Source organism: Faecalibacter bovis, assembly GCF_017948305.1.
Classification (GTDB): Bacteria; Bacteroidota; Bacteroidia; order Flavobacteriales; family Weeksellaceae; genus Empedobacter; species Empedobacter bovis.
This window is the reverse complement of the sequence record NZ_CP072842.1, coordinates 432,846-448,901: the sequence shown is the minus strand read 5'-3', so window position 1 is coordinate 448,901 and position 16,056 is coordinate 432,846. Positions and strand designations below refer to the sequence as shown.

General features: G+C 30.8%; 12 protein-coding genes. 4 read left to right on the top strand and 8 right to left on the bottom strand.

Translation table 11 applies throughout. The features are described from left to right. Positions 1–21: 21 nt before the first annotated feature. The 4 genes from J9309_RS02235 to J9309_RS02220 form a co-directional block, all read right to left on the bottom strand. A complete protein-coding gene (locus J9309_RS02235) occupies positions 22–2,430 on the bottom strand; it encodes a T9SS type B sorting domain-containing protein (RefSeq protein ID WP_230476823.1) in 2,409 nt (802 codons plus the stop codon). A 114-nt stretch (positions 2,431–2,544) separates the two neighbouring features. Then, positions 2,545–4,458 carry a hypothetical protein gene (locus J9309_RS02230; RefSeq protein ID WP_230476822.1) on the bottom strand — a complete coding sequence of 638 codons (1,914 nt, stop codon included), beginning with the start codon at positions 4,456–4,458 and terminating at the stop codon, positions 2,545–2,547. A gap of 83 nt (positions 4,459–4,541) precedes the next feature. Next, on the bottom strand, positions 4,542–5,654 hold the full coding sequence (locus tag J9309_RS02225; RefSeq protein ID WP_230476821.1) for an ABC transporter permease: 1,113 nt from the start codon (positions 5,652–5,654) through the stop codon (positions 4,542–4,544). Between the two features lie 2 nt (positions 5,655–5,656). Continuing rightward, positions 5,657–7,714 carry a carboxy terminal-processing peptidase gene (locus J9309_RS02220; RefSeq protein ID WP_230476820.1) on the bottom strand — a complete coding sequence of 686 codons (2,058 nt, stop codon included), beginning with the start codon at positions 7,712–7,714 and terminating at the stop codon, positions 5,657–5,659. A 193-nt stretch (positions 7,715–7,907) separates the two neighbouring features. Here J9309_RS02220 and surE point away from each other — a divergent pair, with 193 nt between their 5' ends. Beyond that, on the top strand, positions 7,908–8,672 hold the full coding sequence (gene surE, locus J9309_RS02215; RefSeq protein ID WP_230476819.1) for a 5'/3'-nucleotidase SurE: 765 nt from the start codon (positions 7,908–7,910) through the stop codon (positions 8,670–8,672). Between the two features lie 56 nt (positions 8,673–8,728). Here the strand turns inward: surE and J9309_RS02210 are convergent, their stop codons facing one another. Continuing rightward, on the bottom strand, positions 8,729–9,931 hold the full coding sequence (locus tag J9309_RS02210; protein ID WP_230476818.1) for a tetratricopeptide repeat protein: 1,203 nt from the start codon (positions 9,929–9,931) through the stop codon (positions 8,729–8,731). 2 nt (positions 9,932–9,933) lie between these two features. Continuing rightward, positions 9,934–12,510, bottom strand: coding sequence for a DNA gyrase subunit A (gene gyrA / locus J9309_RS02205; protein ID WP_230476817.1), 2,577 nt, complete (start codon positions 12,508–12,510; stop codon positions 9,934–9,936). A gap of 275 nt (positions 12,511–12,785) precedes the next feature. On the opposite strand from gyrA, the gene rpmH reads away from it, so the two are divergent. Further along, positions 12,786–12,944 carry a 50S ribosomal protein L34 gene (rpmH, locus tag J9309_RS02200; protein WP_230476816.1) on the top strand — a complete coding sequence of 53 codons (159 nt, stop codon included), beginning with the start codon at positions 12,786–12,788 and terminating at the stop codon, positions 12,942–12,944. An 82-nt stretch (positions 12,945–13,026) separates the two neighbouring features. Next, positions 13,027–13,719, top strand: a complete 693-nt coding sequence (locus tag J9309_RS02195; RefSeq protein WP_230476815.1) for a cell division ATP-binding protein FtsE — start codon at positions 13,027–13,029, stop codon at positions 13,717–13,719. A 41-nt stretch (positions 13,720–13,760) separates the two neighbouring features. Here J9309_RS02195 and J9309_RS02190 read toward each other — a convergent pair whose 3' ends face one another. After that, positions 13,761–14,885, bottom strand: a complete 1,125-nt coding sequence (locus J9309_RS02190) for a glycosyltransferase (protein ID WP_230476814.1) — start codon at positions 14,883–14,885, stop codon at positions 13,761–13,763. A 10-nt stretch (positions 14,886–14,895) separates the two neighbouring features. Further along, complete coding sequence (locus tag J9309_RS02185) at positions 14,896–15,129, bottom strand: uroporphyrinogen decarboxylase (RefSeq protein ID WP_230476813.1); 234 nt, start codon at positions 15,127–15,129, stop codon at positions 14,896–14,898. Positions 15,130–15,205: 76 nt separating this feature from the next. Between J9309_RS02185 and kdsA the strand changes: the two genes are divergently transcribed. Further along, complete coding sequence (kdsA, locus tag J9309_RS02180) at positions 15,206–16,015, top strand: 3-deoxy-8-phosphooctulonate synthase (protein ID WP_230476812.1); 810 nt, start codon at positions 15,206–15,208, stop codon at positions 16,013–16,015. Positions 16,016–16,056 lie beyond the last annotated feature (41 nt).

Below are 16,056 nucleotides of genomic sequence, written 5' to 3'. Positions count from 1 at the left end.
TAGATGGCTTTTTTATTTTATTTAATTTTTATTAATAACATTAATATAACCGGTATATTTTCTACCATCTGGTAAATTGATCATGTACCAATAACTTGAAGATGGTAATGGTCTATCGTTTTGTTTACCATTCCAACTAAGTTCTGTATTACTTTCTTGTTTGTATAAAAGTTTACCGTAACGATCAAAAATTTCAAGTTTTGCATTTTGTCCGTTAAATGCATCCATATCTTTTATTTTCCAACTATCATTAATTCCGTCACCGTTTGGAGTAATGGTGTTAACAATGATTGGAATAACGCCTTTGTATGGTCCAACGATACAATTTTCTGTTTCAAATTTTATATAGAAATAATGAGCTCCAGGTAATAAATTTTCAAAAATATTGCTTGTTTGCCAAGTTATACCGTCCATTGAATATAGAATTGTTCGGTTTCCTGTGGCAATAACTGCTGCTGAATTTTGTTGAAAAATTACTTCTGTAATTGTCGGAAGATCATAATGAGAAATTTCAAATTCTTCAGTAAAAGAGCATCCATTGCTGGCTGTTAAAGTTAAACGATAAATTCCTGGTTCAATCAAAGTAATTGTTCTTTCATTAGAGATAATTGATCCGTTTGCATCTTCCCAACGATAAGAATCAATTTCCCAATTATCATCGTTTGGAGTAATAGTAATTTCAGTTCCAGGACAAATATGATAATCTTCAATCTCAACAAATGGAACCTTTTTTAAGGTGATTTCTATTTTACCTAAATTAGGACAAATACTTCCGTTTTGAAATATTTTAAAATAAATATTCTCACCTAAAGTTTCATTAAAATTATAATTTGATGGCGTTTCTATTGGATTACTATCATTATTTAAATCGTTTAAATTTCGATAATATATAAAAGTTGCATCAGGGAAATTATTTTCGAATTGTGTTAAATCTACTAATTCAAAACCGTCGTTTAATTCATCACAAATTGGTTCGATCGTGTAATTATAATGAGTTGGAGTAGAATAATTAATTTGCACTGTTACAAAATCTACACAACCACCATCTATCGTAGCTTCAATAATAAATGAAGTATGAATAGCTGGATTTAATATAAAATTAATTTCCTGTTCAGGAGTTAAAAATCTACCGTTATCAAAATCAGATTGCGTTAAATAAATGCGGTAATTAGCTAATCTATTAGCGATAGGATCAGTTAATAAATCATTTAACGTTTCTGAATCTTGCGTTAAACTGTTAATCCATTCTCTGAAATTGAATTGGTAAATAGAATCTAAATTTTGATCACAAACATCAACGTTTAAATTGTTTTTAAGTTTGATAATTCCGATAATATTCAAATGAATTGGAGCAATACTATAACAACCAGAAACGCTTTCAAAACGCGCATAAATCGTACGATTTGGGATTGTTGCTTGAGATTGAAAAGCTTGAGGATTTCGGATGAAATTATCATTTCCTAAAGTTGCATCAGCGATGTTTTCGTAATATTTTATGCCTGTTATGAATGTTGAAATTTCTGGATTATTCGTTTCTAAATATAATTGTGGAATGGCAAGATCTAAATTATACGTCACAAATGTTTGATTCGCTTCGTTGCAAATTAGTAAATGCGCTTCGTCTTCCAAATCAATTGGTGGATTAAGATCTGTATTAAAAATTAATTCAATTTCTAATTTTTGATAACATACACTTTCTAGGTTATTATCAGTTAATTGAATATATACTATTGTATTTTGATTGAAAACAAAATTAGTATAGTTTGTAATCTGATTTGTAAATGCATTAGTTGTTGCATTGTAATTTCTGAAATATTTAATTGTGTAATTGTCAGGATTCTGAACAAACTCAGAAATATAAGCTGATAAATTTATAATTTCTTGTTGATCGTTGTTGTTATCACAAACAAGATTTACTACATGAGTAGGTTTTAGAATTCCTTCATTTGCAATTAATTTAATATCCAATGGACTTATTTGCTCACAATATTCATCAGTTTGCAAAAATCTAAGTTTTACCCAAACACGTTGATATTCTCTTGTAGCTTGTAATTCTGTAATTGGAATAGTAGCATCTTGATCTGCATAAAATTCAATGACAGGATTAGGATTTAAATTCAGAATATTGGTAGGTAATAATCTAGTGATATAATCATTTAATGTTAATAACTTTTCGTTGATTGTATAATCTACACACACATCAATTTTTTCAATAATTGGTGTAGTTGGCGTTATCGTATAAATCAAAGGTTTTACAATATATTCTTGTCTTGGTGGATTTTCAGGATCAATTTCACCTAAAAATGGAATCGCTAAACGTACATAAAAAGTTGCTCCATTTCCACTAAATAGTTGAATAGTATCAATTCCTTCATTTTCTGAATTGTTAGCTGTACCGTAATTGTTATGAAATGTTATTTCTAAAATCATCCCACGAATAATTTGTACTCGTGATATTAAATAACCTTCTCATATCTGTCATCAAATTCACTTCATATTCATCATCGGCACATAAATAAATGTCTGCCGTTTCCAAATCAAATTTTAAAGGAAATCTATTGGATCGTCAGGATCATTATCATTAATATTTAGGATAATACGTTTAAATTTTACGCGCGCATTTACAGGCAGAATATTGTAACAAAAACCTCTACAATCCTTGCTTTCATTTTCTATTCTTAAGTAAAGATCATATTCGTAATTATTTTCCTCAAGCCCTTCTTTTAATCTATTTTGTGGGTTTCGATTATTGATTGCATCTTCTAAAGTTAAAAAAGCTTTGATAGAAGTTATGTCACTTGCGTTAGATAAAACAATTCCAGATTCTTCTAACTCTTCTTCCCAAATATAAGGTTCTTCATAGATTGGATTGTTGTTAGTAATTATATCAAAAATTTCTTCGAAAGATTCAAAATTTAATTCTTGCATTAATAGGACAGGACCATCAATAAAGTTTACTCTAATTTCATTAGACATGATGTTTGGACAACCAGGTAAATTATACTCCACTCGTATACGAGTATTCGATGTTAAAATCGCGGTTGTAGAAGGATTGGTCTGATTGTCTAAATAGTAACGGATATTGGTTACGTTTGGAATATTTTCGAACAATAGACAATTTAATCCTGATAAAACATATTCTTGCGTACGATCATTTCCAGCATCACAAATTTCTACATGTGAAGGAAATTCTACCTGACTAAGAAGTTGTAACGTTGCAATTTTAAAACATGACGAATCATTCGCATTTTCAATTCTAACATAATACGTTTGATTGGCTTGTAAATTTTGATTAAAAGGTATAAAATTCGAATTGTTATTAATTGCATCAGCATTACTCAAATAAAATTTATATCTAAATAATGAATGATTGGTTTGAGTATTTATACTTGAATAAAATTGAGATTGTTGTAATGAAGTTGTCGTATTACATATTACTTCCGAATGATTTTTTGGAATTGGATATGCATTGTCAAAAGTTATAGGATGATTTTGTTTGACATTAAATACTTCATTATTCTGATTAGTATAATTTGCAGTCGCCGTATATATTGACGGAACAATGTTGCAAACATTAACAGTTGCGTTATTTGTAACTGAATTGTTTAGCGAATTTGTCCATCTGTAATTTGTAGGTGATAAATTATTACCGTTTGGTGTAAAAACATAGGATTCATTCGTTGCTTGCCAATTTCCTGTATTTCGGTTTGGAGCAGCAATTCCGTTTAAAACATTTCCATTAATACCAATCAAAGCATTTTTGAAACGCATTGATGAATCAGCTAGCGGTTTAGATTCTACATTAATCTCAATAATTCCTGTTCTTTCATTCAAAACAATCTGAAAAGTAGAAGTTAATTCTGTACCACTTAATCTTGCTTTGTAATAATTGATGATTAATTTTCTGCAGGGATATCCACCCATTACATGATAATAAATTTCAGAATCATTAGCGCTATTAAATTCTAAATCTTGAAAAATTCCATAAATAGCATCTTGTGGTAAGAAAGCAGAAGGCAACGAATTATTATTCGAATCTGGCGTGCTAAAATCACCTTCGTTAATATTATCATTAAACGAGATTATTCCATTGGAACTAATAGTTAAAGAACTTTTTACATTCCCATAAAAATGAAAAAGAAAAGGTTCATTTCCGCCTATTTCAGATAAATGTAATTTTTTAATAAATCTATCATCATCATTTGCGTTTAAAGCAATTCCTGTTGTGTAATTTCCTGTCGGATTATACGCAATTTGTGTTGGACTGGCGTAACTATAAGAATCCCGAATTGTTGGAAAATTCGCTGTAATATTAATACACGAATTAGAAAAATTATAGCCACATGAAATGTGCGTAGACCCAATGTTTCCATTATGGTCTTGTGTAAATTTGCAAACTTGTGCAAAAATATTAGGGTAGGTCAGTAGTAGAGAAAAAATATAAAAAAAATTTCTCATAGTTTAAGTTGGTTGAATTTAAAGTTAGTCAATAATTTAACATATGAAATAAAAAAAAGCGATTCAGTTAGAATCGCTTTGTATTAATTTTTTATATCCATTAAATCTCGGAGTGTATTACCGAAAATATTAAATCCTAAAACTAAAATCATAATGGCTAAACCTGGTAAAATAGCTAAATGCTGTTTGCCTAAAATGATATGGCTGTAATGTTCTTTTATTATGTTTCCCCACGATGGTGTAGGAGGTTGTGCTCCAATACCTAAAAAGCTTAATCCCGATTCTACTAAAATAGCTGAGGCAAAATTGGCCGCTGAAATCACAATAACTGGAGCAATAATATTGGGCATAATTTGTTTAAAAATGATATTAAAATCACTAAAACCTAAAGCTCTTGCAGCTTCTACAAATTCTTTTTCGCGGTAAGATAAAAATTGTCCTCTTACGACACGTGCAACTTCAACCCACATGGTTAATCCAACTGCAATAAATATTTGCCAAAATCCTTTTCCGATGGCTAAGGTAATTGCGATAACTAAAAGTAGAGTAGGAATTGACCAAATGACATTGATAAACCACATGATGATATTGTCTGTTTTTCCTTTGTAATAACCAGCAATAGCACCTAAAGTAACACCGACAACTAAAGAAATAAAAACAGCTATAAATCCAATTAAGAAAGAAATTCTTGTTCCGATTACTAATCTCGAAAAGAAATCTCGACCGTAACTATCAGTTCCTAAAATATAGGTTTTATTAAAAATGAAATCTTTTTCAATCGCTGCTAAAGAGATGTCATGCTTTGTCCATTCTTTTAAATTTACATGTAAAGGATCTCCATTTAATCCATTTCCTAAATACGGAACATACGTTAATTGATCGTTCACAATTTTATAGGAAGCAATGCTGATATGTTCAGAATCGATTTCTTTTCCAAAAAATAAATCACTCAAACTACGAGTGTCAGTGTAATTTGGTAAAGGAATTTCTAATGTTAATTGATGATGACCAATTGGAGCATAAGCAAGTGCTAAATCTTGTCTGTTTGCGTTTTTAGTTTTGTCAGTAGCAATGAAATATGCGGAAATTGTAACTAATCCAGCTAACAAAATTATACTAAAAGAAATGAGCCCAATAGGGCTCTTTCTTAATTTTCTAAGTACGATTTGAGTAAAAGAACCTGAATTTTGATCCATTCTTATTTTCTTAAATCTTTTAATACGTTAACAGATTCTTCTAAATAAATATCTTTTTTCAAACCTTTAATCCAGTTTTCGCGTTTAGCTTTAAATACTGTATCGTTTTTAGATGTTGCTAAATCTTTAGCATTCATAGAAACATTTAGTTTGTTGCTGTATTTATCTAAATCTTCAAATTTTTTAATTTCAGCTTCACGATTTTTTCGGTATGCTTTATATTCTTCTATATTTAAAGGAACCTTTTTAGTTTCTTCAAATTTCTTAACTAATTGCATACTTTCATCAATCATTTTTAAGTGTTGATTATTTTTTAAACGTTCAGCACTTTTTGCTTTTATCACATTTAAATCAAATGGATTGTTCCATTTTTGAACGCTTAAAGCTTCTATCTGATCCCATGCTAAAGCTTCAGGACGAGATCCTTCGTTTATATCGCTATATGTAAATTGATCGACCATTGGTATGTCCGATGCAACTCCTTTTAACTGAGTTGATCCTCCGTTTACACGATAAAATTTCTGTATTGTTAATTTAATAGCTCCGTATTCATCGCTTCTTGTTCTTTGATCTAATGGTAACATCGTTTGCACAGTTCCTTTTCCGAAAGATTGTGGCGAACCAACAACTACAGCTCTTCCGTAATCTTGCATTGCTGCTGCTAAAATTTCAGATGCCGATGCTGATAATTCGTTTACTAAAATTACTAATGGACCATCGTAAGCAATATTGTCGTCTTTATCTTCATGAATTTTTTTCATTCCATCACTACGTTTTACTTGAACGATAGGACCATTTTTAATGAATAATCCAGAAATTTGAACAACTTCTTCCAAAGAACCTCCACCATTATTACGAACGTCAAAAACTAAACCTTTGATGTTTTCTTTCTTTAATAAAGCAATCTCTTTTTCAATATCTACTGATGGATCTCTACCTTCTTTTTCTCCCATTGATGTGTAGAATTCTGGTAAATAAATCACACCGTATTTGTCACCATTTGCGTCAGAAATTACAGCAGAACGAGCAAATACTTCATCATGTTCAATAACATCACGAATGATAGAAATATCTTGAGTAGAACCATCTTTTTTCTTAACAGTTAAGATAACTTCAGATCCTTTTTTACCACGAATTAAACGAATTGCTTCGTCTAATAACATTCCTACGATATTTACAGGTTCACCTTTTTTACCTTGTGCAACCTTGATAATTTGATCACCAACTTCTAATTTTCCACCTTTCCAAGCTGGTCCACCGACAACTAATTCTGCAATTGTTGCATAACCTTTTTTGTCTTGTAATTTTGCACCAATTCCTTCTAATTGTCCCGACATAGATACATCAAAATCTTCTTTGTCTGTTGGTGAGAAGAATGAGGTATGTGGATCATATTGTTCTGTATGAGAATTTACGTATAAAGAAAAATAAGTACTTCTTTTACGTTTCTTTAAACGGCGGAAATAATCTGTAATTAAATCTTTAACGTCTTCTCTTGCAATTTTTTCAATTTCAGAAAAAGGAGTATTTTTTGTGATGTTTTTTGGTTTCTCATCTTCAGATGATGCAATTTCAATAGAATCTTTTGCATTTTTACCTTCCAAATCATCTTGCATAGAAGTAATTTCTAGCATTGTATTATATTTCAAATACTTTCTCCATAAATCCTTAGCTTCAGCCTTAGTTGTAGCGTAAGGTTGATTTTTAGGATCTAAAATTAAATCTTCTTTTGTATTAAAATCGAAAGGTTTTTCTAGAATTTCTAATGCATACTTTTCAGCTTCTTCAATACGTACATACATCGTATCTACAGTCTGATTATAGAAACTTAAATTTTCAGTTTTAAAATAATCATCTAAATTATGAATGTCTTTTTTGAAAGCATCATAATCGCTTTGTAATAAGAAGCGTTTAGAAGGGTCTAAATTCTCAATATATTTATTGAATACATTTTCAGAAAATTTATCGTCAATTTGAGCCGGTTTGTAATGTAAATAAGAAAGTGTATTTCTAGTATTTTTAATTACTAATTTTTCTTTCTCGTCATCATTATCTAGCATAGGTTTACAAAAGCAAAAAGCAAGTAAACTCATCGATAAAAACGATAATAAGATATACGTTTTTTTAACTAGCATATTAAGTTTTTATTGGAATTAATTAATATTATAAAATCTTCATTCAAATATAAATCAAAATAATAATTATTTTAAGATTTTTGCATTGTCTAAAGAATTACTAAAAGTAAGAATAATTATGGAAAGACCGTTAATTTTAATCACAAATGACGATGGGGTTACAGCGCCCGGAATTCGTAATTTGATTAATATGGCTAAAGAGTTTGGAGAAGTATATGTTGTTGCTCCAGATAGTCCGCAAAGTGGAATGGGACATGCTGTAACGTTGAATAAGGCAATTTTTTGTAACGAAATAGAATCGAATAGTGGGGTGAGAGAGTTTTCTTGTTCGGGAACTCCTGTAGATTGTGTAAAATTAGCAGTAGCTCATATTTTACCAAGAAAACCAGATTTATGCTTATCAGGAATTAATCATGGATCTAATTCATCGATTAATGTAATTTATTCAGGAACGATGTCTGCAGCTGTTGAAGCTGGTATAGAAGGAATTCCTGCGATAGGTTTTTCGTTGGATGATTTTGATTATGATGCAAATTTTTCAGCAGCTGAAAAATACATTAAAACAATTATTAAGGAAGTTTTAGAAAAAAGATTACCTAAAGGAATTGTATTGAATGTAAATATCCCAAAAGTATCAGAAAATGATATTAAAGGCGTAAAAGTTTGTCGTCAGGCAGATGCTAAATGGGAAGAGAAGTTTGATAAGAGAGAAGATCCACGTGGTAGACAATATTACTGGATGTGTGGTGAATTTGTAAATCATGATAAAGGAGATGATACAGATGAATATGCCTTAGAAAATGGTTTTATTTCTGTAGTTCCGGTTCGTTATGATTTAACAGCTCATCATTTTTTAAGTGAATTAAAAAATTGGAATTTTTAATCAAATAAAAAGGGAGAATCAAATTTTGATTCTCCCTTTTTTATACAACGATCGGATTATTTTCCTGTTGCCATTTTCTTTTCTAAAGCACGGTAGAAATCTTCTTTTTCAGTATTTTCCACTGTTCTGTGCGCAATAGCTAAATTTTTAACTACTGTAATATCTTTAGGATCTAATTCGTGAATTTTTTCTAAGTAAGGAATTACAGTTGAAAATAATTCTTTACGCTTAGCAATGTTTTCGTTATAGATTGCCTTTTCAGCTTTAGAGTTTCCTAAGTTGTTGTTGATTTTTTCAGTATAGCTTTTATCTTTTGTTAAATAAGTTGCTATTAAATTTCTGTAAGATTCAACATGTTTAGGATTTAACTCAATTGATTTTCTAAATAATTCCTGAGCTTTCGCTTCTGTAGACGAATCATCCATTAATAAAACACCTAAATTATAATAGTTTAAGTGGTCTGTTGGATTAATTTTGATGTTCTCTTCAATCTTAGATTTTAATTTATCTCCATTACCAGTAACTTGGTAGATACTTGTAGCAAGAGAGTTAATATCAATATCAGTAGGATATTTAGCTAATGCTTCATCTAAAATAGGATCGTATTGTTTTAAACTATATAAAGAATTTAAAGCTAAAACATATAAATCTCTATTTAAGTTTTTAGTTTGATTAGCAGAAACACCTGTGAAATTGTTTTTAGCTAATTCTTTAATGATAGCTAATCCTTTTTCATATTTAGCTCCATTGTAATATGAAATAGCTGCTTGGTATTTATATACCTCTTCTTTTGTTCCTAATGCTTCAACTAAGTTGTAAACATTTAAGAAATTTTGTGCAGCTTCATCATACTTTTTAGTATCTAAATTATTGTTCGCGTCAGTTAATTGCTTATTTGCTAAATCTGAAACTTGAGATTGTAATAAGAAACCATATTTAGGTGCTAAAGTAATTTCTTTAGGTTTAGCATAGTTTCCTCCAGCTACAGCTGCATCAACATCTGCTTGAGAGTAGTAAAACTCGTCTTTTTTCGTATCCTTATTACGTACTTGCCAAACTTTACCGTTTTCGTATTTTGCTAATTTAGATAAACTTTCGCTTGCTTTAGTTACATCACCTTTAGTTAAATTTTCTTTAGCTAAAGCGTTGTATTTTTCTGCTAATTGAGCTGGGTTAGTATTTAACTCTTCAGTATTTACTTGTCCAAATGCTGTAGATAATGATAATACTAAACCTAAACTAAATAAGATTTTTTTCATAATTAATCATTTGATTGATCATCTTCTGAAGTTGTTTCTTCAGCTGGTTGATCATTGTTTAATTCAACTTGATTTTCAACTAATTGTTCGTCGTTTTCTGTTGTCGATTCTTCTTCTACAACTTCTTCATCAACCTCTACTTTTGCGATTGCTGCAATAGCATCATTATTTTTAAGGTTGATTAATCGAACACCTTGTGTTGCACGTCCCATCACACGGATTTCGTTTAATCCTGTACGGATAGCTACACCAGATTTATTAATAATCATTAAATCGTTTTCATCAGTAACCGATTCAATTGCGATTAATTTTCCTGTTTTATCAGTAATATTTAAAGTAGTAACACCTTTTCCTCCACGTTTAGTTTCACGGTAATCTTCAACAGAAGAACGTTTACCATATCCATTTTCAGAAACAACTAAAACAGTTTCAGTTTCGATGTCATTAATATTAATCATACCGATAACTTCATTATCGTCATGATCTGATAAGTTGATCGCTTTAACACCTTGAGAGTTTCTTCCTAATGGACGAATTGAATTATCTAAGAATCGGATGGCTTTACCATATTTAGTTCCGATCATGATGATTCCTTCTCCGTTTGTTAATAAAGCTTCTAATAAAGTATCGTCTTCTTTAATTGTAATAGCGTTGATACCATTTGCACGTGGACGAGAGTAAGCTTCTAAAGAAGTTTTCTTAATAATACCTTTTTTCGTAATCATAGTTACGTAGTTATTATTAACGTACTCTTCGTTCATTAAATCGTGTGTACGGATATATGCTTTTACTTTATCGTCTGGATCGATATTGATTAAGTTTTGGATTGCACGTCCTTTCGAAATTTTAGATCCTTCAGGAATTTCGAATACACGCATCCAGAAACATTTTCCTTTTTCAGTAAAGAATAACATGTATTGGTGGTTTGTCGCCAGTACCATGTATTCTAAGAAATCTTCATCACGAGTTGTGGCAGCTCTGTTACCAACACCTCCACGAGATTGTTTACGGTATTCAGATAATGGAGTACGTTTAATGTATCCTAAACGAGAAATTGTTAATACTACTTTTTCGTCAGGAATTAAATCTTCCATATTTAAGTCACCACCAGCGTAATTAATATCTGTACGACGGTCGTCACCATATTTAGTACGAACTTCAATTAACTCATCTTTGATAATTTGCATACGTAATTCTTCGTTTGCTAAAATCTCTTTTAAGTAGTTAATTGTTTTCATGATTTCTTCGTATTCCGCACGAATCTTGTCAATTTCAAGACCAGTTAAAGTACGTAAACGTAAATCTAAGATTGCACGTGCTTGGATTTCTGATAAACCAAAAGCCATCATTAAACCTTGACGAGCTTCTTCTGGAGTTTCAGACTCACGAATAATCTTAATTGCACGATCTAAATCATCTTGGGTACCAATTACTTTCATGTAACCTTCTAAGATGTGCGCACGTTCTTGTGCTTTTCTTAAATCGTATTCAGCACGACGAATTACAACTTCATGTCTGTGTTCAACGAAGTAGTGAATTAAATCTTTTAAATTTAATTGCTCTGGTCTTCCGTTTACTAAGGCAATGTTATTAACAGAGAAAGAAGATTGTAATTGTGTATATTTAAATAATTTGTTTAAAACTACATTAGGAACAGCATCCATTTTAAGAACATAAACGATACGCATTCCTTTACGGTCAGATTCGTCACGAATCTCTGCGATACCATCTAATTTACCATCCTTAATTAAATCAGCCGTTTTAGCAATCATATCTGCTTTATTCACTTGGTAAGGAATCTCAGTCACAATAATACAATCGCGATTATGAACTTCCTCGAAATGAGTTTTTGCACGTAAAACAATACGTCCTCTACCAGTTTCTAAAGCTTGCTTTACACCTTCATAACCATAAATAGTTCCACCAGTTGGGAAATCAGGAGCTTTAATATATTTCATTAACTCGTCAATCATGATATCACGATTTTCGATGTATGCAATAGTTCCGTCAATAACTTCTGTTAAATTATGTGGAGCCATATTAGTAGCCATACCTACAGCAATCCCCGATGCACCATTAACTAATAAGGTAGGAATTTTTGTTGGTAAAACTGTTGGTTCTTGTAGAGTGTCATCGAAATTATATTGAAAATCGACAGTTTCTTTATCTAAATCAGCTAATAATTCGTCTGATATTTTTTGAAGTCTAGCTTCAGTATAACGCATTGCTGCAGGTGGATCACCATCTACAGATCCGTAGTTACCTTGTCCATCTACTAACATATAACGTAACGACCAAGGTTGAGCCATACGTACCATTGCATCATATACAGAGCTGTCTCCGTGTGGGTGGAATTTACCTAAAACTTCCCCTACGATACGTGCAGATTTTTTATAAGCACGGTTAGAAAAAACTCCTAACTCATACATCCCGAATAATACTCTTCGGTGAACAGGTTTCAAACCATCACGTACATCTGGAAGGGCACGAGACACGATTACCGACATCGAGTAATCGATATATGCCGATTTCATTTCATCCTCAATGTTGATTGGGATCAGTTTTTCTCCTTCAGTCATATCCTTTTGTTATATAAGACGGCTAAGATACAAATTTTAACAACAAATAGGAGTGATATAACTTACCAATTTGAATATTTTATATTTAATTTTGTGTTGTTTAGAAAGAAATAATTTATATATTTGCACTTCGAAAATTACAAATAAAGGGAACGGTAGACGGTTTGAATTAATTCAGAAAGTTTGTAATTTTCTTTAAATATAATTTTGAATTAATAAAATAACTTTATTTATAACCCATTCCATTCGTGTAATGGTATACAAACTTAGTAAAGATGAGTAAGAGAACATTTCAACCAAGTAACAGAAAGAAAAGAAACAAACACGGTTTCCGTGAGCGTATGGCTTCTAAAAACGGTCGTAAAGTATTAGCGGCTCGTAGAAAAAAAGGAAGAAAAGCATTAACTGTTAGCGCCGTTAGAGCTAAGAGATAATCGCTACGATTTATAAAAAATAAGCTTGAAGGTTTTTCTTTCAGGCTTTTTTTTTACATTTGAAAAAAAGACGCATACCTGTATGGAAGTTAAAAATGTAATTGAAGTTAGTCAGTCTTCAATCTATCAACGTAATCATTTAGTTTTATCTGATGTGAATTTCACTTTAGCAGAAGGGGAATTTGTGTATTTAATTGGTAAAACAGGAAGTGGAAAAAGTAGCTTATTAAAAGTGCTTTATGGTGATTTACCATTGAAAAATGGTAGTGGAAAAGTAGTTGGAATGGATCTGAAAACTTTAAAAACAAGTAAAATTCCAGATTTACGTCGCCATTTAGGAATTGTTTTCCAAGACTTCCAATTATTAACGGACCGTTCTGTTGAAGAAAATTTAAAATTCGTTTTGAAAGCAACAGGTTGGAAAGATAAAAATTCAATTGAAGCTCGTATCGATGAGGTATTAGATTCAGTTGGGATGTTGTCGAAGAAAAAAATGATGCCTTTCCGTTTGTCTGGAGGTGAACAACAGCGTGTTTCTATTGCGCGTGCTTTATTAAATCATCCTGAATTAATTTTAGCAGATGAGCCAACAGGAAATTTAGATCCAGAAACTTCTAACGAGATTATGAACTTGTTACTTTCTGTTTCTAAACAAAATAATTGTGCGGTATTAATGGCTACACACGATTACGATATTATACGTCGTTATCCTGCGCGTAAGGTTCGTTGTGAAGAGGGACGTTTCTTTGAAGTGACGGAAGAATTAGCAGATTAACTTTGATTAAAATATAATATAAGTATAAAAGGTAGATTAATTTAATCTACCTTTTTTATTTGTTCAAATATTGCTTTTAATTTCGGTTCTTCGTTTTCCCAACAACATTCCTGTGCAGCTTTGGATAATCTTTCGTGATACGATTTTTTACCTTCTTTCAATAAAATATTTAATTCTTCGGCAATGTGTTTCGCATCATGTTTTGTTATAACTCGACCTGCATCATAATGTTCAATCGTAGCTTTTATTTCTGGTAAGTATGTTGATAAAATCGGAACTTTCGCTTGGAAATAATCAAATACTTTGTTGGGTAAAGCATATTTGTAACTAATTCCTAAATCTTGTTCTAAACTAATTCCAACTTCAGCTAAAGGTGTTATTGTTTTTAAAATTTTTGGAGGTACATTACCAAGAAAAAATATTTTATGATCAAGCTTAAAATCCTGAACTAATTTTTCTAATTCGTTTCTTTTAGGTCCGTCTCCAGCAATCCAAAACACGCAATTTTCTACGTACAACATTGCTTCAATCATATATTCTAAACCGCGACTCATGTTTAATGCGCCTTGATATAAAACGATTTTATGATTTTCTGGAACTTGTGGTAATTTAAAAAAGATTAAATTTTCTGTATCATTTAATTTTTGAAGATGCGGCACATTTCTGATTACTTCTGGATTTGATCCGTATTCCTTTTTAAACCAATTTGCATAACCATTACTTACTGTGTAAAAATATTTAACTCGTGGAAGAAGAAAGCGCTCTAACGATTTCCAGATTTTTTTAGTTGTAGGTCGATTATGTAAAGAAGGTAATTCAGAATAAATTTCGTGGCTATCAAAAACCAAAGGAAGTTTTTTGATTTTACTCACAAGGTAAAATGGTAATAAACTATCTAAATCATTTGCCAATAAAATACAGTTTTTATCCGCTTTGATAAGTAGATTAACAAAAAGTTTAAAATTAAATTCAGCATAAGATTTAAAACCTACTTGATATTTCATAGGAATTAAACTTGTTTTGTATTCTTTATTTAATGTAGGTTTTCCTCTTAATGTTGTTCCAATTAATTCAACATCATATCCAAATTTTAATAAAGAATTACAGACTTTATCAACTCTTTGATCTGTTTCTATGTTGTTAATTACGGCAGAAATTACTTTCAATTTTTTAAATTTATTTTCCAGGTTTAAAAATAAGATAATAAACTTGAACAAATAGTAAAATTGCATTAGGAATTAAAACAGGCCAAGCATCATACGCAGCTGCGTAAATCACAAAACAAACACAACCTATAGCATTAATGATTCGGATTGTTCTAATATTTGAAAAAACAAATGATAAAATAATGAAAACCGAAGCTAAATAACCAACAATTTCGGCTGTAGATGTATCAAGAATAAAATCCATAATGTAATTAATTAAGAATGATAAAGTATAGTCAAAATTACTAAAATTTCTCGCTAAGATTATGTAAATTTGCAAGATGATACAAAACATATCTAATATTAAACATAAAGATTCTTCGAATTTTTTTTTAATTGCAGGACCATGTGCAATAGAAAACGAAGATATGGCAATGAGAATTGCTGAGCGAGTGATTTCGATTACTGATAAATTAAATATTCCTTACGTATTTAAAGGTTCATTTAAAAAAGCAAATCGTTCTCGTATTGATAGTTTTACTGGTATTGGAGATGAAACAGCTTTAAAAATATTACGTAAAGTAGGAGAAACATTTGATGTACCTACAACGACAGATATTCACGAGCCTTTCCATGCTGATATGGCTGCAGAATATGTTGATATTTTACAAATTCCTGCCTTTTTAGTTCGACAAACAGATTTGGTTGTTGCAGCTGCAAATACAGGTAAACATGTAACATTGAAAAAAGGGCAATTTTTATCGCCAGAAGCAATGCAATTTCCAGTTCAGAAAGTAACTGATTCAGGAAATAATAATGTAGCAATTATAGAGCGTGGTACAATGTTAGGTTACGGAGATTTAGTCGTAGATTATCGTGGAATACCGGTAATGCAAAATTATGCTCCTGTAATTTTAGATGTTACACACTCTTTACAACAACCAAATCAAGCGTCTGGTGTAACTGGAGGAAAGCCTGAATTGATTGAAACAATTGCGAAAGCAGGTATTGCGGTAGGCGCAGATGGATTATTTATCGAAACACATCCAGATCCTAAAAATGCTAAAAGTGATGGAGCAAATATGCTTCAATTAGATTTATTAGAAGGTTTATTAGAAAAACTTGTCCGCGTAAGACAAGCTGTTATCTAATTAATTTTAAAATATTTACATTTTTCTCAATGTTTAGATAA